Here is a 19,307-nt window from a genome sequence, read left to right on the forward strand (position 1 = left end):
CGACGGGGACCATAGCGGGTGCCGGGCCGGGAAAGGAATGGCGTGAGACACGCCGTTTGGCCGGTGGCCACCGTCATATGCCGCGTTATGTACCGCAGTTGGACACGTGGCGGGTGTTGTGGAGATGACGAACGTCACGTTCGCGAAATGTTTGTGGAGCCGTCAGGGGTGCTCCGCATCACATGGCCCAGGTCTCACTTGGTCGTTCGGGGACGCTCACGCGTCCGGCCGCACCACGCCGAGTATCGGCATCGATCCCGCCCCGGCGATCGTCACTGTCCGCCCGGGCCGCGGGGCGTGCACGATCGCGCCGTCGCCGAGGTACATCGCCACATGGCTGGCGTCGTGGAAGTAGATGATCAGGTCGCCGGGCCGCATGTCCTTCACGTCGACGTGCTTGAGCTGTTTCCACTGCTCCTGCGAGGTGCGCGGAATGGGCTTGCCGGCGCTCGCCCAGGCCTGTGAGGTCAGTCCGGAGCAGTCGTACGAGTCCGGGCCCTCGGCGCCCCATTCGTACGGTTTGTCGATCTGGTTCGTCGCGTAGGCGACGGCGGCCTTGCCGGCCGCGCTCGCCTTGCCGCTGATCTCCTTGAGGACGCCGGAGTCCAGCCAGGCGGTCTGCGCCTGGTGGGCGGCCTGTTCCTCCAGTTCGGCGAGGCGCTTCTTCTCCTTCGCTTCGAGCTGGGACTCGAGCTGTTCGGCCGCCGCGATCTGCTGCTCGACCTTCTTCTTGGCCTTCGCCTTGGCCTTGCGGTTCGCCTCCAGCTTGGTCCACTGGGCGGAGGCGTCGGCGGCGTACTGCTTCAAGTCCTGCTGGGTCCGGGTCAGTTCCGCGATGAGCGCCTTGGTGGCGCGCTGGCCCTGGAGGACGCGGCGGGTGCCGTCCAGGAACTCCTGCGGATCGTCGCTCAGCATGAGCTGGGCCTCGTCCGACAGGCCGTAGGAGCGGTACTGGGCGGCGGCCGCGGCGCCCGCGCGGGCCTTCAGCTTCGCCAGCTTCTCCTGGCCCTTGACGATCTTCTGGGCCAGGGCGACGATCTGCGCGGACTGCTGCTCGGCCTTCTCCTCGGCGGCGTTGTAGGCGTCGGTGGCGACGGCCGCGTCGTGGTAGAGCGCGTCGAGCTGTTTGCGTACGGCTTCGATGTCCTTGTTGGTGACGGCAGTCGGTGAGGCGGTGGGAGTGGGCGTCGGAGTCGGGGCGGCGAAGGCGGTGCCGGGTGCCGACAGCACGGCCACCGCGCCGATCACGGTCACGGCCGTAGCGATCAGACCGCGCTTGCCCGTCCCCATACCCTTGCCCCCAAAGCTGATTTACCGTCAGTAACTTACGGCGCTCGGGGGATCGTGCCACGTCACGGCCGAAAGCGACAGGGGCAGGCCTTCCCGGCGTATCCCTTCACGTCCCGACGCTGCTCGGTGCATCCCCCTCTCCCCGTCCCCCGAAGACGATCTCCCTGACTTTGTGACGAACGACTCACCGAGATCGTTCCCCGGCAGGTCAGGGCTTCTGGAGGGAGTTCTCGGGCGGCATCTCGGAGTTCGGGTGGGGGAGCGCCGGAGTTCACTTGAGCGGCACGGCAGGCGGGAGTCCGCCCGAACGGCACACGGTGCCTGATCGGCCTTCGCCAGGCTGGGGTTCACGGCGAGGGATTACGGGACGGCGGAGTTCAGGCGAGCGAGCGGCACCCGGCACCCGGCACGCGCGAGTTCCAGCAAGCGGCGCAGCGCGTCCGAGTGGTCCCCGCCGTCCTGGAGTTCATCCGAGTAGTCCAGGTGCGCAGAAGCTCGCGCGAACAGGACCGGGTACGCGTTGGCGAGCGGGTTCCGGTTTGGGGCAGCGCACCTGGTCGGCCCCCGCCGCCGCCGAGTTCGCCGGAGTTGCCCTCGCCGCCCCGGGACTTCCCCCGTGGGACGACGAGACGCCGGAGTTCGTGCGAGCGTGCGAGTTCCAGCAAGCGGCACAGTGCACCTGATCCGCCCCCGCCACCCCCGAGTTGCCCCCGTCACCCCCAGGTTCACCCCGCCGCCACCCCACCCGGCGCCAACGCCCCCCACGCCACCGTCACTTCGCCCTGCCGCCACCGTGAAGGCACGTCTGTCACCGGCCAGTCGGTCGTCAGGTCCCGCACTGTTCGGATCCACCGTTGCCGGGCGCCGTAGGACGCGTAGGGCGCGGCGGCCGCCCACGCGCGGTCGAAGTCGCGCAGGAAGGAGTGCACCGGCTCGCCCGGGACGTTGCGGTGGATCAGTGCCTTCGGCAGTCGCTCGGCCAGGTCGGAGGGGCGGTCCAGCGAGCCCAGCCGGGTCGCGAAGGTGACCGTCCGCGGTCCCTCGGGGCCGAGCGCGACCCACACGTGCCGGCGCCCGATCTCGTCGCAGGTCCCCTCGACGAGCAGCCCGCCGCGCGACCCGCGCGCCGGATCGGCCGGAGCCAGCCGGGCGCAGAGCCGCTCCCAGACGGCGGCCACCTCGGCCTCCTCGTACTGGCGCAGCACATTGGCCGCCCGGATGAGCAGCGGCCGCTGGGGGAGCGGGATCTCGAACCCGCCGTGTCGGAAGACGAGCCCCTCGCGTTCGTACGGCTTCGCGGCCGCCACCCGGGCCGGTTCGATCTCGACGCCGACCACGCGCGTGCGGGGGGCGTTCTCGCGGAGCCGGGCGAGCAGTTCCACGGCGGTCCAGGGTGCGGCACCGTAACCGAGGTCGACGGCGACCGGGTCGGCGGCGCGGCGCAGTTCGGTGCCGTGCGTGGCCGCGATCCAGCGGTCCATGCGGCGCAGGCGGTTGGGGTTGGTCGTCCCGCGCGTGACCGTGCCCACAGGGCGGGACGCGGCGCGGGATGTCATGCCTAAGAGGGTATGCGGCGGGGACCCGGGTCACCGCGGGCGAGGCGTCCCCCCATCGCACCGCCCGCCCACCGCAGCGCCCACCGCCACACGCCCACCGCACGGCCAACGCACCCACCCATCGAACGGTTGAGCGACCCTCGGTAATACCTCGGCAAAAACCACCCCACCCGGAATGGGAATGCCACCCTCCGGTGTTCCCTCACTCGGAGGGTCCCCACGCCCTCCGTCCGGCATGCCCGCTGCAAGGAGGAACGCCACGTGAGCCAGTACGTCAGCAGGCTCCAGCGTCGCTCCCAGACCGCACCCCACCGGTTGCGCCTGCACCGCCGCCCCCGCCGCGTCGCCATGCTCTCCGTGCACACCTCCCCGCTCCACCAGCCCGGCACCGGCGACGCGGGCGGCATGAACGTCTACATCGTCGAGCTCGCCCAGCGCCTCGCCGCGATCAACATCGAGGTCGAGATCTTCACGCGGGCGACGACCGGCGGCCTCCCGCCGACCGTCGAGATGGCCCCCGGCGTCCTGGTCCGCCACATCGACGCGGGCCCCTACGAGGGCCTCAACAAGGAGGACCTCCCCGCCCAGCTGTGCGCCTTCACGCACGGTGTGATGCAGGCGTGGGCCGGCCACCGTCCCGGCTACTACGACCTCGTCCACTCGCACTACTGGCTCTCCGGCCACGTCGGCTGGCTCGCCGCCCAGCGCTGGGGCACCCCGCTCGTGCACGCCATGCACACCATGGCCAAGGTCAAGAACGCCAACCTCGCCGACGGCGACACCCCCGAGCCCGCCGCCCGCGTCATCGGCGAGACCCAGATCGTCGCCGCCGCGGACCGCCTCATCGCGAACACCGCCGAGGAGCGCGAGGAACTCGTCCAGCACTACGCCGCCGACCCCGCCAAGGTCGCCGTCGTCCACCCCGGCGTGAACCTCGACCGCTTCCGCCCGGCGGACGGCCGAGCGGCGGCCCGGGCCCGCCTCGGTCTGCCCCAGGACGCCCTGATCCCCCTCTTCGCGGGCCGCATCCAGCCCCTGAAGGCCCCGGACATCCTCCTGCGAGCCGTGGCGGTCCTGCTCGACCGGCGCCCCGACCTGCGCTCCCGCATCCTCGTCCCGGTCGTCGGCGGCCTCAGCGGCAGCGGCCTCGCCAAGCCCGAGGGCCTGCAGAAACTGGCCTCCCGGCTCGGCATCGCCGATGTCGTACGGTTCCACCCGCCCGTCGGCCAGGAGCAGCTCGCCGACTGGTTCCGGGCCGCGTCCGTCCTGGTCATGCCCTCGTACAGCGAGTCCTTCGGCCTGGTCGCCATAGAGGCCCAGGCGGCCGGCACCCCGGTGCTCGCGGCGGCGGTCGGCGGGCTGCCGGTGGCCGTGGCCGACGGACAGACCGGTTTCCTGGTACGCGGGCACGATCCGGCCGCCTACGCGCGCGTGCTGCGCGACTTCGCCGACAACCCGGCGCTCACGCCCCGCATGGGCGAGGCGGCCGCCCGGCACGCCCAGTTCTTCGGCTGGGACACCGCGGCCGCGGCGACGGCGGACGTGTACGTGGCCGCGGCGCAGTCGCACCGGCGTCACGTACGCTCCCACCATGGCTGAGGCAGAGAAGGCGGCGCAGGTCATCGAGGGCGTCCTCAAGGACACCGAGGTCGAGTGGGAGAGCCCCGCGCCCGGCAACTACGTCGTGCAGCTCCCCGGCACCCGCAAGCTGAAGACGACTGTCTCGCTCCTCGTCGGCCGCCACTCCCTGTCCCTGAACGCCTTCGTCATCCGCCACCCCGACGAGAACGAACCCGGCGTCCACCGCTGGCTCCTTGAGCGCAACCTCAAGCTGTACGGCGTGAGTTACGCCGTCGACCGGCTCGGCGACATCTACGTCACCGGCAAGCTCCCCCTCGCCGCGGTCACCGCCGACGAGGTCGACCGTCTCCTGGGCCAGGTCCTGGAGGCGGCCGACGGCAGCTTCAACACCCTGCTGGAGCTGGGTTTCGCCGCCGCGATCCGCAAGGAGTACGAATGGCGGGTGGCGCGGGGCGAGTCGACACGCAACCTGGACGCGTTCGCCCATCTGACCCAGCGCTCCGAGGACTGACCCCCGGGCTCCCTCCCGGAAGGTTCCTCGGCGGGTTCCTCGGTGTGCTCGTCGGGTGACGTGGAGGTGGGGCTGGGCTCGGTGCCGCCGGAGGTGCCGGCGTCCGAGGAACCGCCTCCGGGCACCCCCACGCTGCCGCCCGAACCCTCCTCCGGCGGGACGGAGCTCGACACAGACGTCTGAACGGTAGGGAGTTCTGTCGGTCATCCATGCCGGCGACGCTGACTCGCGCCGATCACCGGACGGACGCCTTCCGTGGATCTCCTGACGCCGGTGCGATAACGCCCCGGCGTCACCCCCACCAGCCGCTTGAAGTGCCGGGTGAGATGCGCCTGGTCGTGGAAACCGGTGAGCGCGGCGACCTCGGCGGGCCCCTGCCCCGCGAGCAGCAGCCGCCGGGCCCGGTCGACTCGGCGGGAGGTGAGGTACTGGTGCGGAGCGATGCCGTAGGCGGCACTGAACGCCCGTACGAGATGCGCCGGATGGGCCTGTACGACCCCTGCCGCCTCCTCCAGCGACAGCCCCTCCACAACTCGCTCGTCGAGGAGTTCGCGCAGTCGGCGGGCGAGGGCGGGGTCGCGGCGCACGGGCCCGTCGTACAGCGACGGCCGTAGAAGAGCCCTGAGCCGGTCGCCGATGAGCGTCAGCCTGCTCTCCGCCTCGAACTCCTCACCGGGCCTGGCCAGCGCCGTGTGCAACTGCCCCACCCGCTGCCGCAGTACGGGGTCCCGCAGGTCGGGGCCGTCGACGGCGGGCCCGATGAGCTCGTCGCCGAGGTGGGTGTGGTCGAGGTAGAGAACCCGCTTGCGGAAGCCGTCGGGAGTGGCCGGGGAGCCGTTGTGCGGGACGTGCGGCGGCAGCAGCGACACGGTGTCGTCCGGCGTGCCGTGCTCGTGCCGGTCGAGGTCGTACCGTACGGCCCCGTCGTCCACGATGAGCAGCGTCCACGCCTCGTGCACGTGCATCGGATACGCGTACTCGGTGAAGTGGGCGTGGAAGACCTCGGTGACGCCCGGGACGGCCGGGCGCCACGCGGTGACGTCCTGCGTGGGCAGAGTGGTGGCCGCCATGCAAAGAACGTACAAGACGAGGTCGTACGACGCCCGCCAGTCTCGTCCCATGAGTACTGAACCCATCCGCTTCGACACCAAGATCGCCGTCCTGCTGCGCGAGGACCTGGAGACCTGGCAGCGCCTGAACGTCACCGCGTTCCTCGTCAGCGGCCTGGGCAGCCAGGCCCCCGAGGTGGTCGGCGAACCGTACGAGGACGCCGACGGTGTGCCCTATCTGCCGATGTTCCGGCAGCCCGTGCTGGTCTTCGAGGGCACGAAGGAGACGCTGACGGCGGCCCACGCGCGCGTGCTGTCCCGCTCGCTCCCGCGCGCGCTCTTCACGAGCGACCTGTTCTCGACGGGCAACGACCGGGACAACCGCGCGGCGGTACGGGCGGTGGCGACGGGCGAGCTGGACCTGGTGGGGCTCGCGGTGTACGGGCCGCGCAACGCCGTGGACAAGGTGCTCAAGGGCGCGCGGATGCATCCGTGACGGATCAGGCCGTACTGGCGGATCAGGTCGTACTGGCCGATCAGGCCGCACTGGCCTCGGTGGCGACGGACTGCGCGGGTACGGCGACCTCGGCGGCCGTCTCCCCGGACAGGCGCCGCATCAGTGCCGCGTACCCCACCGCCGCCACCGTCCCGACGACCGCGCACAGTCCCCACAGCCACGGCGCCCCGAACCGATCGATGACGAATCCGGACATCAGGGGTGCCACGAGGGCGGCGACGGACCAGGACAGGGTGTACATGCCCTGGTAGCGGCCGCGGCCGTGGGCGGGGGAGAGGCGGACGACGAGCCCGGTCTGGGTGGGCGCGTTGATCATCTCGCCCAGGGTCCACACGCACACGGTGAGGGCGAACAGGCCCACCGACCCGGCGAAGGCGGTGAGCCCGAAGCCGTAGCCGGCGAGCAGCGACGACACGACGAGCAGCCGCTGCGGATCCCGGTCCTGGATGAACCGGGTCACCGGGATCTGGAGCGCGACGATCAGGACGCCGTTGAGGGCGATGGCCAGGCCGTAGTCGGCGGGCGTGAACCCGGCCTCCCCCATCGCGACGGGCAGCCCGATCGAACCCTGCTGGAAGATCACGGCGACGAGGAAGGACAGTCCGACGACACTCATGAACCGCCCGTCGCGCAGGACCGTGCCGAGGCGGACGTCGTCGGTCGTGGCCGTGGCCTTCTCCGCCTCGGGCCGGGACTCGGGCAGCTTGAGGAAGACGACGACCGCGCAGACGGCGGTCATCCCGGCCTCGATCAGGAAGCCCGTGAGATAGCTGTACTCGGCGACGAACCCGGCACCCATGGAGGAGACCGCGAAACCGAGGTTGATGGCCCAGTAGTTGAGCGAGAAGGCCCGGACCCGGTCCTCGGGCCGCACGATGTCGGCCATCATCGCCTGCACGGCCGGCCGGGAGGCGTTGGAGGCCATGCCGACCAGGAACGCTACGGCGGCGATGGCGACGGGGTGGTGCATGAAGCCGAGCAGCGCGACGGAGGCGGCGGTGGCGGACTGCGCGACGAGGAGGGTGGGCCGCCGCCCGAGCCGGTCGGTCATCACCCCGGCCCCGATCGACGAGACGACCCCGCCCAGCCCGTGCAGCGAGGCGACGAGACCGGCGTAGGAGGCGGAGTAACCGCGGTCGAGGGTGAGATAGAGGGCCATGAAGGTGGCGACGAAGGCACCCAGGCGGTTGACGAGGGTGCTGACCCACAGCCACCAGAACGCGCGGGGGAGCCCGGAGACGGTCTCACGGGTGGCGCGTCTCAGGGTGGCGAGTGGCATGGACGGACCCCCGTGTGTGTAAGTGGCTCAGCTGCTGATCACAACTTACGAAGGTGAGGTGACGGCGGGCCACTCAATTAACAGATCCCGTCAACCGTCCGTCTGTCGAGCGGGCACCACCCCGACCGAAGGTGTGGATTACGCTCATACGCATGGCCGACGCACCGTACAAGCTGATCCTCCTCCGCCACGGCGAGAGCGAATGGAACGCGAAGAACCTGTTCACCGGCTGGGTGGACGTCAACCTCAACGAGAAGGGCGAGAAGGAGGCAGTCCGCGGCGGCGAACTCCTGAAGGACGCCGACCTCCTGCCCGACGTGGTCCACACGTCCCTCCAGAAGCGCGCGATCCGCACCGCCCAGCTGGCGCTGGAGTCCGCGGACCGCCACTGGATCCCGGTCCACCGCTCGTGGCGCCTGAACGAACGCCACTACGGCGCCCTCCAGGGCAAGGACAAGGCCCAGACCCTCGCGGAGTTCGGCGAGGAGCAGTTCATGCTGTGGCGCCGCTCCTACGACACCCCGCCCCCGCCCCTCGAGGACGGCACGGAGTTCTCCCAGTCGGACGACGCCCGCTACGCCACGATCCCCCCGGAGCTCCGCCCCCGCACGGAGTGCCTGAAGGACGTGGTCGTCCGCATGCTTCCGTACTGGTACGACGGCATCGTCCCGGACCTCCTGGCCGGTCGCACGGTCCTGGTCGCGGCCCACGGCAACAGCCTCCGCGCCCTGGTCAAGCACCTGGACGGCATCTCCGACGCCGACATCGCGGGCCTGAACATCCCGACGGGCATCCCGCTCTACTACGAACTCGACGCGTCCTTCAAGCCGGTGACACCGGGCGGCAAGTACCTGGACCCGGAGGCGGCTGCGGCGGCCATCGAGGCGGTCAAGAATCAGGGCAAGAAGAAGTAACCCCTGCGACCATGCCTCCCACCCGCGCATACCGCGTGAGTGGGAGGCATTTTCGCCCCAGCTGTCCGTGTCGCCCAGCGGCGGCCGCAGTCACGTCCCCGACGGCCGTGGTTGTTCCGGCGGTACCGAGCTCTCGGCAACCGCCATCCACTCGTCCAGGTCGGCCTGGGTGAACTCTGCCCACGGGGGGACTCCGGGGAGCTGGCGGAGCAGGTCGTAGGCCTCGGAGATCTGGGCTCCGCGGAGGACCGGGCAGTGGCAGCCGGCGATGACCTCGGCGTTCAGGTGTTGGAAGTCGTCGACGACCGCCCCGAACTTCTGGGCGTCCAGCAGGGCGACCCAGGGGGAGACCAGCCGCCCGCCGAAGAACTGGCCGTCGCGGAATTCGTCCGGCGACAGCGCCGCCGTTTCGGGCACAGGGGTCGGCACGTTCGTGGCGAAAGTGTCAACGGCCCACAGGACGTTGGCCTTCGGGTCGAAAAGGGCGCGGGTTGTGGGGTTGTCGTACAGGGGTGGTCGTTTGGCGACCAGGGTGCGATCGCCCGCGTCGATCGTGTCGCCGTCGGTCATGAAGCGGCACCGGTTGACGGGGGTCTCCCACTCCTCGGCCATGCGGCCGATGGAGAACCATGTCGTCAGCAGGGTCGCGTTCGGGCATGCCGCGAGGACCGCCAGGAGGTTGCCGGCGTGGTCGCGGTCGTCGTGGGTGAGGAAGATCCACCGTACGTCCAGGGGATCCACGACGGACCAGGCTGCCTCCAGCCACTGGGAGCGCACTGCGGGCGCCCCGGTGTCCACGAGGACCGGTTCGGCTCCCCGGATCACCATCGAGTTCATCGGGAAGTGACCGACCGGCGGGGCCTCGAGGGCCCACGGGATGACGAACGTCTCCTCAGCGATCTTGTACGGCTGCAGAAGGTCGAAGCTCTCCATGGTGGTCATCGCTGCTCTCCTGGAACGGAGTAGTCGCGTGGGGTCATCGTCGAACGCCGTTCACGAGTCCTCGTCGGTGTGCTGACGGGGACTCTGCGTGTTGAGCCGGTCGACTGCCCGGGTGATCTCGTCGGTCCAGGGTCAGACCGACAGCGGCATCGGGTGGATCTCGTCCGCCTTGTGGCCCGTCCGTTCGTGGACGCGCTGGACCGCCTCCGGTGACGGCGCCTCCGAGAGGCAGTAGACGAGACCGGACTCCGGGTCCGCCCAGGCGTGTTCGAAGTGCACGCCCTCTTCCTTCTCTATCGCCAGGTCTGCCTGGTGGGCCTCCATCAACTGGTCGGCCGTGATGCCCTGCATCCCATGGTGTACGTCCATGAACCGTGTCATGGCCTGCACCTTCCTGCCGTCCCCGAGCCGATCGGTCACCCCTGCGTCCCCGTCCCGTCCCGCCTTCCCTCCCATGCTCCCCCTCCCCACCCGTCCGGTCGACTCGAAACGACGAGGGGCCCCGGGATCACCCGGGGCCCCTCACCGTCGTACGAGATCAGCCGCACTGGCACGGACTGCCCGACTGGCACCCGCACCCGCACCCCGAGCCGCAGCCGCACGCGCCGATGACCGTCAGGGTCCTGATCGCGGCGGGCTGCTCGGTCGGGCGTTCCTGCGTGGGGTCGGGCTGGGGAGTGCTGGGGGATTCGGCCATGGGTCCCTCCTCGAGGCGAGAGCCAGAACGTGCCGACTGCCGGACCGACTGTCGGATCAGGCCCTGTGCCCATTGCATGCCCACCCCGCTGGGCGCATCAACGGCGCACAGAGGCTCGCGCACGCCCCGAACACCCCGAGGGCGCCCGGTTCAGGCGCCCTCCACCCCCGTCACCGGCTGGATCTCCTGCTGGAACTCGTCCGCGTGCTCACCCGTCACCAGGTACACCACCCGCTTGGCCACCGACACCGCGTGGTCGGCGAACCGCTCGTAGTAGCGGCCGAGCAGCGTCACGTCGACCGCCGTCTCGATGCCGTGCTTCCACTTGTCGTCCAGCAGGTGCTGGAACAGCGTGCGGTGCAGCAGGTCCATCTCGTCGTCGTCCTGCTCCAGCTGGAGCGCCAGGTCGACGTCCTTGGTGATGATGACCTCCGCCGCCTTGGCCATCAGACGCTGGGCGAGCTGGCCCATCTCCAGGATCGTCGCGTGCAGGTCGTGCGGGATGGCCTTCTCGGGGAAGCGCAGCCGGGCCAGCTTCGCCACGTGCTGGGCCAGGTCGCCGGAGCGCTCCAGGTCGGCCGACATGCGCAGCGAGGTGACGACGATACGGAGATCCGTCGCCACCGGCTGCTGGCGGGCGAGCAGTGCTATCGCCCTGGCCTCCAGGTCGTGCTGGAGGTCGTCCACCTTCTGGTCGGCCTCGATCACGCTCTCGGCCAGCTTCAGGTCGGAGTCGAGGATGGCCGTCGTGGCGCGTCCGATCGCCGAGCCGACCAGCCGGGCCATCTCCACCAGACCGTCGCCGATCGAATCAAGTTCCTCGTGGTACGCGTCCCGCATTGTCGGTTCCCTCTCGTACGTCATTCCTGTGGGTTCCAGGGGCCAAAACCGGCCGCGAAACCGGTGCTGCGTACCCCACGCTCCCACGTTCGGCCCTCTACGCGTCCGTTTCCGCCCTCCCAAATGAACCAGTACTGGCTCCAAGGTGAACTCTGGGCGACGAGTGTTCGAGCTCGCACTCGGACGGCTGTGGCCAGGACCGATCCCATGCCTAACCTGGAGGCATGGACGTGAACGCGGCGGTCGCCGCAGCGGCAGCGATCGCCGGTGTGCTCACCGGTGTCATCGCGATGCTGGCGTTCCGCTGGAGCGAGCGGGAGCAGAAACGCCCCACCCGCACCTCCCTGCACACCGACCCGGTGCTTCCGCCGGGCGTGGACACCGTCCTCTCCGTGCTCCGCTCCTCGGCCGTCGTCCTCGACGAGGCCGACGCCGTCGTCAAGGCCAGCTCCGCCGCGTACGCCCTCGGGCTGGTCCGCGGCGGCAAGCTCTCCGTGGAGCCCATGCTCCAGATGGCCCGGGACACCAGGAGGGACGGGGAGATACGCCAGGTCGAGCTGGACCTGCCCAGGCGGGGGACCGGACGGGGGGAGGCGCTCGCGGTCTCCGCGCGGGTCGCGCCCCTCGGGTCCCGGCTGGTGCTGCTGCTCGTGGAGGACCTCACCGAGGCCCGGCGGATCGAAGCGGTACGACGCGACTTCGTCGCGAACGTCAGCCATGAACTCAAAACCCCCGTCGGCGCGCTCTCCCTCCTGTCCGAGGCCGTCATGGACGCCTCGGAGGATCCGGAGGCCGTGGAGCGCTTCGCCGGCCGTATGCAGATCGAGGCCACCCGCCTGACCAGCCTGGTCCAGGAAATCATCGACCTCTCCCGGGTGCAGAACGACGACCCGCTGGAGGACGCCGAACCCGTCCGCATCGACGAACTCGTCGCCGAGGCCATCGACCGCTGCCGGCACCAGGCCGGCAGCAAGCAGATCACCATGGCCGCCGCCGGCGCGGCCGAGCTGAAGGTCTGGGGCAACCGCGGCCAGCTCGCCGCCGCCCTCGGCAACCTCGTCGAGAACGCCGTCAACTACTCGCCCGCCCGCACCCGCGTCGGCATATCCGCCCGCCGGGTGGCCCAGCCGAGCGGCGACCTCATCGAGGTCGCCGTCACCGACCAGGGCATCGGCATCTCCGACAAGGACAAGGAGCGCATCTTCGAGCGCTTCTACCGCGTCGACCCGGCCCGCTCCCGCCAGACCGGCGGTACGGGCCTCGGTCTCGCGATCGTCAAGCACGTGGCCGCCTCGCACGGCGGGGAGGTCACGGTGTGGAGCTCGGAGGGACAGGGCTCCACGTTCACCCTCAGGCTGCCGGAGGCGGGCGCGGCCCGCGACCGCGCGCTCCAGCACCCCGACCTCGACGACGAGGACGGGCCCACTCCCGAGTCGGCTTCTTACGACCCGCTTCCCGCCCCGGAGGTCCTTCCGTGACCCGAGTGCTCGTCGTCGAGGACGAGGAGTCCTTCTCCGACGCCCTTTCGTACATGCTCCGCAAGGAGGGCTTCGAGGTCGCCATCGCGGCCACCGGCCCCGACGGACTCGACGAGTTCGAGCGCAACGGCGCCGATCTCGTCCTTCTCGACCTGATGCTGCCGGGCCTGCCCGGCACCGAGGTCTGCCGCCAGCTGCGCGGCCGCTCCAACGTCCCCGTCATCATGGTGACCGCCAAGGACAGCGAGATCGACAAGGTCGTCGGCCTGGAAATAGGAGCCGATGACTATGTCACCAAGCCGTTCTCCTCGCGCGAGCTGGTCGCCCGTATCCGAGCCGTCCTGCGCCGCCGCGGCGAGCCCGAGGAGGTCACCCCGGCAGCCCTGGAGGCCGGTCCGGTCCGCATGGACGTGGACCGTCACGTGGTCACGGTCTCCGGCTCCAAGGTCGACCTGCCCCTCAAGGAGTTCGACCTGCTGGAGATGCTGCTGCGCAACGCGGGCCGCGTCCTGACCCGCATGCAGCTCATCGACCGCGTCTGGGGCGCCGACTACGTCGGCGACACCAAGACCCTCGACGTCCACGTCAAGCGCCTGCGCGCCAAGATCGAGCCCGACCCGGGCGCGCCGCGGTACCTGGTGACGGTCCGCGGCCTCGGCTACAAGTTCGAGCCGTAAAGACAGACAGTCCTACGACGCGAAGGGCGGGGCCTCCTCGGAGGCCCCGCCCTTCGCGTCGTAGGTACGACCACTTAGCGGGTCGCGGCCGACTCCGTCGCCGTCGCGCTCGCGGAGGCCGCGCCGGTCGGGGTGGCCGGGCCAGTCGGAGTGGCCGCGCCGGTCGGGGTGGCGGACGGCTTGGCCGGCTTCGCGGGCGCCGACGGAACCGCGCTCGGGCCCCACTTGCTGTAGTAGCTGTCGGCCGGGACCACGAAGGCGCGCAGGCTCACGTCACCGGTCGTGCTGAAGGTGAAGGTGACCTTCTGGGCGTTGCCGTTCTTGACGCTCGCGCCGAGTTCGCTGACCGCGGCGGAGGCGTTGCCCTTGCCGCCGAGGACGACGGAGCCGTGGGCCGGGACGGTCACCTTGCCCTTGCCCTTGGCGGGCGTGATCTCGGCGCTGCCGCCGCCGTCGACGCTCACGGAGTCCAGCGTCTGGGCCTTGTCGCCGGAGTTGAAGACGGTGGCGGAGATGACGGCCGGGCCCTTGGTCTCACCGGAGGCCTCGGGAGTCGCCTGGGTGATCACCACGACGTTCTGGAGCTTGATGGCGCCCACGCGGGTCTCCGCGTTGTCCGGCTTGACCTCCAGGGTCTGGGCGTTGCTGCCGGCCGCACACGCGGAGAGCGCGGCGATCGAGAACGCGATGGCGGAGGCGGCGAGGGCGCCGCGTCGAAGGCTGCTGCTCACGGCGGCGGCAACTCCTTGACTTGAGCGGGGCGGCCCGTAAAGCCGCGCTAAGTGTCTGTCAGCGGCCTTAGGTTACCGAGCCGTTCCCGCAGGGCCGCACCCGACCCTCCCCAAGAGGCGTGTCACTCGGTTCACAAGTGACCCCTGAGCCACTTGTGCCCCGCACTCCGGCGCTCGTCCGGCATTCACATAAGAGTCTTCGGCATCCAGTAGCAAAACTTCCGTGAAGGAATGCGCGATCACCCCCGGAATTGATCACCACCTGATCCGCCGGCCGTGCGTGATCAATTCCGGATTCGGCGGGGAAGCGACTCCGGACACCGAACGGAGTAGCGGAAGTCGCACACGTGGAACCGGACATTTAGGGACGTTAGCCCGCTCGGAAGCGCCTCCGGGTGTGTGTAACGTACGCGTTTCACCTCGACCGGAGAGCCGCTCCGACCTGCGAATTCCTTGTTCCGCCCGGCCTCCGCAGCACGTTCCTGTTGCTGTTGTCAAGCCCCGAGATATGCCCTGACCTGCGAAAACGCCATTCAGAACCCGCAGTTTCCGTGTTACCCTGGATAGCCACGGAAGGGGTACCTGTCACATGACGTTCAAGGTTGGCGACACCGTGGTCTATCCCCATCACGGGGCCGCGCTGATCGAGGCTATCGAAACTCGCCAGATCAAAGGCGTGGACAAGACCTACTTGGTGCTGAAGGTCGCCCAGGGTGACCTGACGGTACGTGTGCCAGCGGACAATGCGGAGTTCGTCGGCGTGCGGGATGTGGTCGGTCAGGACGGGCTGGACCGGGTCTTCGAGGTGCTGCGCGCACCGTACGCCGAGGAGCCCACTAACTGGTCCCGTCGTTACAAGGCAAACCTGGAGAAGCTCGCCTCCGGCGATGTCATCAAGGTCGCGGAAGTCGTGCGTGACCTGTGGCGTCGTGAGCGCGAGCGCGGACTCTCCGCAGGTGAGAAGCGCATGCTCGCCAAGGCTCGGCAGATCCTGGTGAGTGAACTCGCGCTCGCGGAGAACACGAACGAGGACAAGGCCGAGGCGCTGCTCGACGAGGTTCTCGCGTCCTGAGCGTCTCTGTGCAGGCACCTTGCCCGCTCAGCTCAGCACATTGAATCTGAATTGCCGCACTGAAATGCCGTGGTGCCCGATGACGCAACAGCTGTCGCCGGGCGCTGCGGCATGTCCGTCTCCGGATGACGGTTCCATGGAGCCCTGACCATGACACGGCGCCTTGACCATGAAGTCCCGGAGTGCCGTGCGCGTGTTCCTCTCGGAGAAAGATCCCCCGATACTTGGCGTGCCGGGCCCGGGCAGCAGGCTCGACCGGTGTCACGGAAGGGTCCGGTCAAGGCGTCGCGCCCGGCACGCTGTCTCCGTACCCACGTTGGCCGAGCACACAAACCTGACGGGAACCGATGTCTGACGTTTCGCGCCCTTCGCCCGCCGAAGCACGTGCGGAGGCCCGCACCGCAGTGGTGATTCCGGCCGCCGGAAGGGGCGTACGCCTCGGTCCGGGCGCCCCCAAAGCGCTCCGAGCGCTGAACGGCACCCCCATGCTGATCCACGCGGTCCGCGCGATGGCCGCGTCCCGTGCCGTCTCCCTGGTCGTGGTCGTGGCCCCGCCCGACGGCGCCGGCGAGGTCAAGTCCCTCCTCGACGCGCACGCGCTGCCCGAGCGGACGGACTTCCTCGTCGTCCCGGGCGGCGACTCCCGCCAGGACTCGGTCCGGCTGGGCCTGGACGCCCTGCCCACCGACTTCGACATCGTCCTGGTCCACGACGCGGCCCGCCCGCTCGTCCCGGTCGACACGGTCGACGCGGTCATCGAGGCCGTACGGGACGGCGCGCCCGCCGTCGTCCCGGCGCTGCCCCTCGCGGACACCGTGAAGGAGGTCGAGCCGGCGACCGCTCCCGGCGAGCCGGAACCCGTGGTGGCGACCCCGGTCCGCGCGCGGCTGCGTGCCGTGCAGACCCCGCAGGGCTTCGACCGGGCGACCCTGATCCGCGCCCACGAGACGGTCACCGGGGATGTCACCGACGACGCGAGCATGGTCGAACAGCTGGGGCTCACCGTGGTGGTCGTGCCCGGTCACGAGGAGGCGTTCAAGGTGACCCGCCCGCTGGACCTGGTCCTCGCGGAGGCGGTCCTGGCCCGTCGGAGGCTCAACGATGGCTTCTGAGCTGCCGTACGCACTGCCCCAGGTCGGCATCGGCACCGACATCCACGCCTTCGAGGAGGGCCGCGAGCTGTGGTGCGCCGGCCTGAAGTGGGAGGGCACCGGTCTTGCCGGGCACTCCGACGCGGACGTGGTCGCGCACGCCGCGTGCAACGCGCTGTTCTCGGCTGCCGGCCTCGGCGACCTCGGCCAGCACTTCGGCACCGGCCGCCCCGAATGGTCGGGTGCATCCGGCGTCACCCTGTTGACGGAGGCGGCCCGCATCGTCCGCCAGGCGGGGTTCCGCATCGGGAACATCGCCGTACAGGTCGTAGGACCGCGCCCGAAGATCGGCAAGCGGCGGGACGAGGCGCAGAAGATCCTGTCCGAGGCGGCCGGTGCACCGGTGTCGGTGTCGGGCGCGACGACGGACGGACTCGGGTTTCCCGGCCGGGACGAGGGTCTGATGGCGGTGGCAACCGCGCTGGTGGTCAGGAACGCGAACTGACTGTTATCCACAACCCGTCGAAGGCACCACACATCGCCCACTACCCTGGACCCGTGACCATTCGCCTGTACGACACCAGCGCCCGGCAGATCCGTGACTTCGCCCCGCTCACAGCGGGCTGTGTCTCGATCTACCTCTGTGGCGCCACCGTGCAGGCGGCCCCGCACATCGGGCACATCCGCTCCGGCCTGAACTTCGACATCATGCGCCGCTGGTTCGAGTACCGCGGCTACGAAGTCACGTTCGTCCGCAACGTCACCGACATCGACGACAAGATCATCGCCAAGGCGGCCGAGCAGAAGCGCCCCTGGTGGGCGATCGGGTACGAGAACGAGCGCGCGTTCAACGACGGCTACACCGCCCTCGGCTGCCTCCCGCCCAGCTACGAGCCGCGTGCCACCGGCCACGTGACCGAGATGGTCGAGATGATGCAGGGCCTCATCGAGCGCGGCCACGCCTACGAGTCCGACGGCAACGTCTACTTCGACGTGCGCTCCTTCCCGGGCTACCTGGAGCTGTCGCGGCAGGAGCTGGACAACCTGCTCCAGCCGTCCGGCGAGGGCGAGACCGGCAAGCGGGACCCGCGGGACTTCGCCATGTGGAAGTCCGCCAAGCCGGGCGAGCCGACCTGGTCGACGCCGTGGGGCCCGGGCCGTCCCGGCTGGCACCTGGAGTGCTCGGCGATGGCCCACAAGTACCTGGGCACCGCCTTCGACATCCACGGCGGCGGCCTCGACCTGATCTTCCCGCACCACGAGAACGAGATCGCCCAGGCCAAGGCCTTCGGCGACGACTTCGCGCAGTACTGGGTGCACAACGCCTGGGTCACCATGGCGGGCGACAAGATGTCCAAGTCGCTCGGCAACTCGGTGCTCGTCTCCGAGATGGTCAAGCAGTGGCGGCCCATCGTGCTGCGCTACTACCTCGGCACCCCGCACTACCGCTCGATGATCGAGTACAGCGAGGACGCCCTGCGCGAGGCCGAGTCGGCGTTCGCCCGGATCGAGGGCTTCGTGCAGCGGGTCGTCGAGAAGGCCGGCCCGGTCGAACCCTCCGCCGAGGTGCCGCCCGCCTTCGCCGAGGCCATGGACGACGACCTGGGTGTCCCGCAGGCGCTCGCCGTCGTGCACACCACCGTCCGGCAGGGCAACAGCGCACTCGCGGCCGACGACAAGGAGGCCGCGGTGGCCCGCCTCGCCGAGGTGCGCGCCATGCTCGGCGTCCTCGGCCTCGACCCGCTCGACGAGCACTGGGCCGGCGAGACCGACCGCGGCGACGATCTGCACGGCGTCGTCGACAGCCTCGTACGCCTGGTCCTCGACCAGCGCGAGGCGGCCCGCGCCCGCAAGGACTGGGCCACCGCGGACGCCATCCGCGACCAGCTCGGCCAGTCGGGCCTGACCATCGAGGACGGCCCGCAGGGCCCGCGCTGGACGCTGGGCCCCCGCTAGCCCATTTCATGATCGATTGTGCCGCCCGGCCCTCCGGGCGGCACACTGCATAGACGTACGAACATTTCACCGACGCAGACACTCACGCAGAACAGGTAGGTCATGGCAGCCAACAACCGCCGCATGTCCGGCAAGAAGGGCGCGCAGGTCGGCAGCGGCGGCCAGCGGCGCAGGGGCCTGGAGGGCAAGGGGCCGACCCCGCCCGCCGAGATGCGCAAGGGCCACAAGAAGAACCGAATCGCCAACGCCAAGTCGAAGCAGGCCGTACGGCGTCCCGCGCCGCGCGGGCGGGGCGGCAAGGGCACCTCGGAGATGGTCGTCGGCCGCAACCCCGTCGTCGAGGCGCTGCGCGAGGGCGTGCCCGCGGTGACGCTCTACGTCCAGCAGTTCATCGACAACGACGAGCGGGTGCGCGAGGCGCTCCAGCTCGTCGCCGAGCGGGGCGGCGTCCACCTCATGGAGGCCCCCCGCCCCGAGCTCGACCGGATGACCAACGGGCTCAACCACCAGGGCCTGGTCCTCCAGGTCCCGCCGTACGAGTACGCCCACGCCGAGGATCTCGCGGCCGCCGCCTACGACGACGGCGCGGACCCGCTCATCGTCGCCCTCGACGGCGTGACCGACCCGCGCAACCTCGGTGCCGTGGTCCGCTCGGTCTCCGCGTTCGGCGGCCACGGCGTCCTCGTACCGGAGCGGCGCGCGGCCGGCATGACCGCCGGTGCCTGGAAGACGTCCGCCGGTACGGCCGCCCGCACCCCCGTCGCCCGCTGCACCAACCTGACGCGCGCCCTGGAGGCGTACAGGAAGCAGGGCATCGTGGTCGTCGGCCTCGCCGCCGACGGCGAGCACGAGATCGGTGATCTGGAGGCCCTCGGCGGTCCGGTCGCCATCGTCGTCGGCAGCGAGGGCAAGGGCCTGTCCCGCCTGGTCGGCGAGACCTGCGACTACCGCGTGCGGATCCCGATGCCGGGTGGCGCCGAGTCGCTCAACGCCGGTGTGGCGGCGGGGATCGTGCTGTACGAGGCGGCTCGCCGCCGGGCCTGAACGGCTGTTCGGTACGGTCCCCCACACGGGGTGTTCCCGGCGTACGGGGCAAGCTTGACGGGGTCCGGACACATCCGGCGAG

19 protein-coding genes are annotated in these 19,307 nt (G+C 70.3%); 11 read left to right on the forward strand and 8 right to left on the reverse strand.

What is annotated here, in order from left to right; genetic code table 11:
• Positions 1–216: 216 nt before the first annotated feature.
• Together D1369_RS22185 and D1369_RS22190 are read right to left on the reverse strand one after the other, a co-directional pair.
• Positions 217–1,290: a C40 family peptidase gene (locus D1369_RS22185; protein WP_007382958.1), complete on the reverse strand. Its 1,074-nt coding sequence runs from the start codon at positions 1,288–1,290 to the stop codon at positions 217–219.
• Between the two features lie 725 nt (positions 1,291–2,015).
• Complete coding sequence (locus D1369_RS22190; protein ID WP_202477024.1) at positions 2,016–2,846, reverse strand: class I SAM-dependent methyltransferase; 831 nt, start codon at positions 2,844–2,846, stop codon at positions 2,016–2,018.
• A gap of 261 nt (positions 2,847–3,107) precedes the next feature.
• Here D1369_RS22190 and mshA point away from each other — a divergent pair, with 261 nt between their 5' ends.
• Both mshA and D1369_RS22200 read left to right on the forward strand, forming a co-directional pair.
• Complete coding sequence (gene mshA, locus D1369_RS22195) at positions 3,108–4,445, forward strand: D-inositol-3-phosphate glycosyltransferase (RefSeq protein ID WP_007382956.1); 1,338 nt, start codon at positions 3,108–3,110, stop codon at positions 4,443–4,445.
• Complete coding sequence (locus tag D1369_RS22200; RefSeq protein WP_007382955.1) at positions 4,438–4,938, forward strand: YbjN domain-containing protein; 501 nt, start codon at positions 4,438–4,440, stop codon at positions 4,936–4,938. The genes mshA and D1369_RS22200 overlap by 8 nt, the downstream gene beginning before the upstream one ends.
• A 203-nt stretch (positions 4,939–5,141) precedes the next feature.
• Here the strand turns inward: D1369_RS22200 and D1369_RS22205 are convergent, their stop codons facing one another.
• Complete coding sequence (locus tag D1369_RS22205) at positions 5,142–6,008, reverse strand: AraC family transcriptional regulator (RefSeq protein ID WP_037900606.1); 867 nt, start codon at positions 6,006–6,008, stop codon at positions 5,142–5,144.
• A gap of 49 nt (positions 6,009–6,057) precedes the next feature.
• On the opposite strand from D1369_RS22205, the gene D1369_RS22210 reads away from it, so the two are divergent.
• Positions 6,058–6,483, forward strand: coding sequence for a DUF2000 domain-containing protein (locus D1369_RS22210; RefSeq protein ID WP_037900604.1), 426 nt, complete (start codon positions 6,058–6,060; stop codon positions 6,481–6,483).
• 40 nt (positions 6,484–6,523) lie between these two features.
• Here the strand turns inward: D1369_RS22210 and D1369_RS22215 are convergent, their stop codons facing one another.
• Positions 6,524–7,783: an MFS transporter gene (locus D1369_RS22215; protein ID WP_007382952.1), complete on the reverse strand. Its 1,260-nt coding sequence runs from the start codon at positions 7,781–7,783 to the stop codon at positions 6,524–6,526.
• A gap of 152 nt (positions 7,784–7,935) precedes the next feature.
• On the opposite strand from D1369_RS22215, the gene D1369_RS22220 reads away from it, so the two are divergent.
• Entirely contained in the window at positions 7,936–8,697 is a 762-nt protein-coding gene (locus tag D1369_RS22220; RefSeq protein WP_007382951.1) for a phosphoglyceromutase, read from the forward strand.
• Between the two features lie 90 nt (positions 8,698–8,787).
• Here the strand turns inward: D1369_RS22220 and D1369_RS22225 are convergent, their stop codons facing one another.
• The 3 genes from D1369_RS22225 to phoU form a co-directional block, all read right to left on the reverse strand.
• Positions 8,788–9,639: an MBL fold metallo-hydrolase gene (locus D1369_RS22225; RefSeq protein ID WP_106433499.1), complete on the reverse strand. Its 852-nt coding sequence runs from the start codon at positions 9,637–9,639 to the stop codon at positions 8,788–8,790.
• A 132-nt stretch (positions 9,640–9,771) separates the two neighbouring features.
• Positions 9,772–10,020 (reverse strand): SCO4226 family nickel-binding protein, encoded by a 249-nt coding sequence (locus D1369_RS22230; RefSeq protein WP_037903422.1) that lies wholly within the window; start codon positions 10,018–10,020, stop codon positions 9,772–9,774.
• 466 nt (positions 10,021–10,486) lie between these two features.
• Positions 10,487–11,176: a phosphate signaling complex protein PhoU gene (phoU, locus tag D1369_RS22235; RefSeq protein ID WP_007382948.1), complete on the reverse strand. Its 690-nt coding sequence runs from the start codon at positions 11,174–11,176 to the stop codon at positions 10,487–10,489.
• Positions 11,177–11,400: 224 nt separating this feature from the next.
• Between phoU and D1369_RS22240 the strand changes: the two genes are divergently transcribed.
• Positions 11,401–12,654, forward strand: coding sequence for an ATP-binding protein (locus D1369_RS22240; protein WP_007382947.1), 1,254 nt, complete (start codon positions 11,401–11,403; stop codon positions 12,652–12,654).
• Positions 12,651–13,331, forward strand: coding sequence for a response regulator transcription factor (locus D1369_RS22245; protein WP_007382946.1), 681 nt, complete (start codon positions 12,651–12,653; stop codon positions 13,329–13,331). The genes D1369_RS22240 and D1369_RS22245 overlap by 4 nt, the downstream gene beginning before the upstream one ends.
• A 74-nt stretch (positions 13,332–13,405) precedes the next feature.
• Here the strand turns inward: D1369_RS22245 and D1369_RS22250 are convergent, their stop codons facing one another.
• Entirely contained in the window at positions 13,406–14,062 is a 657-nt protein-coding gene (locus D1369_RS22250) for a copper chaperone PCu(A)C (protein WP_007382945.1), read from the reverse strand.
• Between the two features lie 589 nt (positions 14,063–14,651).
• Between D1369_RS22250 and D1369_RS22260 the strand changes: the two genes are divergently transcribed.
• The 5 genes from D1369_RS22260 to rlmB all read left to right on the forward strand — a co-directional run bounded on the left by D1369_RS22260 (position 14,652) and on the right by rlmB (position 19,225).
• A complete protein-coding gene (locus tag D1369_RS22260) occupies positions 14,652–15,134 on the forward strand; it encodes a CarD family transcriptional regulator (RefSeq protein ID WP_003953493.1) in 483 nt (160 codons plus the stop codon).
• 347 nt (positions 15,135–15,481) lie between these two features.
• Positions 15,482–16,246 carry a 2-C-methyl-D-erythritol 4-phosphate cytidylyltransferase gene (gene ispD, locus D1369_RS22265; RefSeq protein ID WP_007382944.1) on the forward strand — a complete coding sequence of 255 codons (765 nt, stop codon included), beginning with the start codon at positions 15,482–15,484 and terminating at the stop codon, positions 16,244–16,246.
• Positions 16,236–16,730, forward strand: a complete 495-nt coding sequence (ispF, locus tag D1369_RS22270; RefSeq protein WP_007382943.1) for a 2-C-methyl-D-erythritol 2,4-cyclodiphosphate synthase — start codon at positions 16,236–16,238, stop codon at positions 16,728–16,730. Before ispD ends, ispF begins: the two co-directional genes overlap by 11 nt.
• Positions 16,731–16,783: 53 nt before the next feature.
• Entirely contained in the window at positions 16,784–18,181 is a 1,398-nt protein-coding gene (gene cysS, locus D1369_RS22275) for a cysteine--tRNA ligase (protein WP_007382942.1), read from the forward strand.
• Positions 18,182–18,283: 102 nt separating this feature from the next.
• Entirely contained in the window at positions 18,284–19,225 is a 942-nt protein-coding gene (gene rlmB, locus D1369_RS22280; protein WP_007382941.1) for a 23S rRNA (guanosine(2251)-2'-O)-methyltransferase RlmB, read from the forward strand.
• Positions 19,226–19,307 lie beyond the last annotated feature (82 nt).

The organism is Streptomyces sp. CC0208, from assembly GCF_003443735.1.
In the GTDB taxonomy this organism is placed as follows: domain Bacteria; phylum Actinomycetota; class Actinomycetes; order Streptomycetales; family Streptomycetaceae; genus Streptomyces; species Streptomyces sviceus.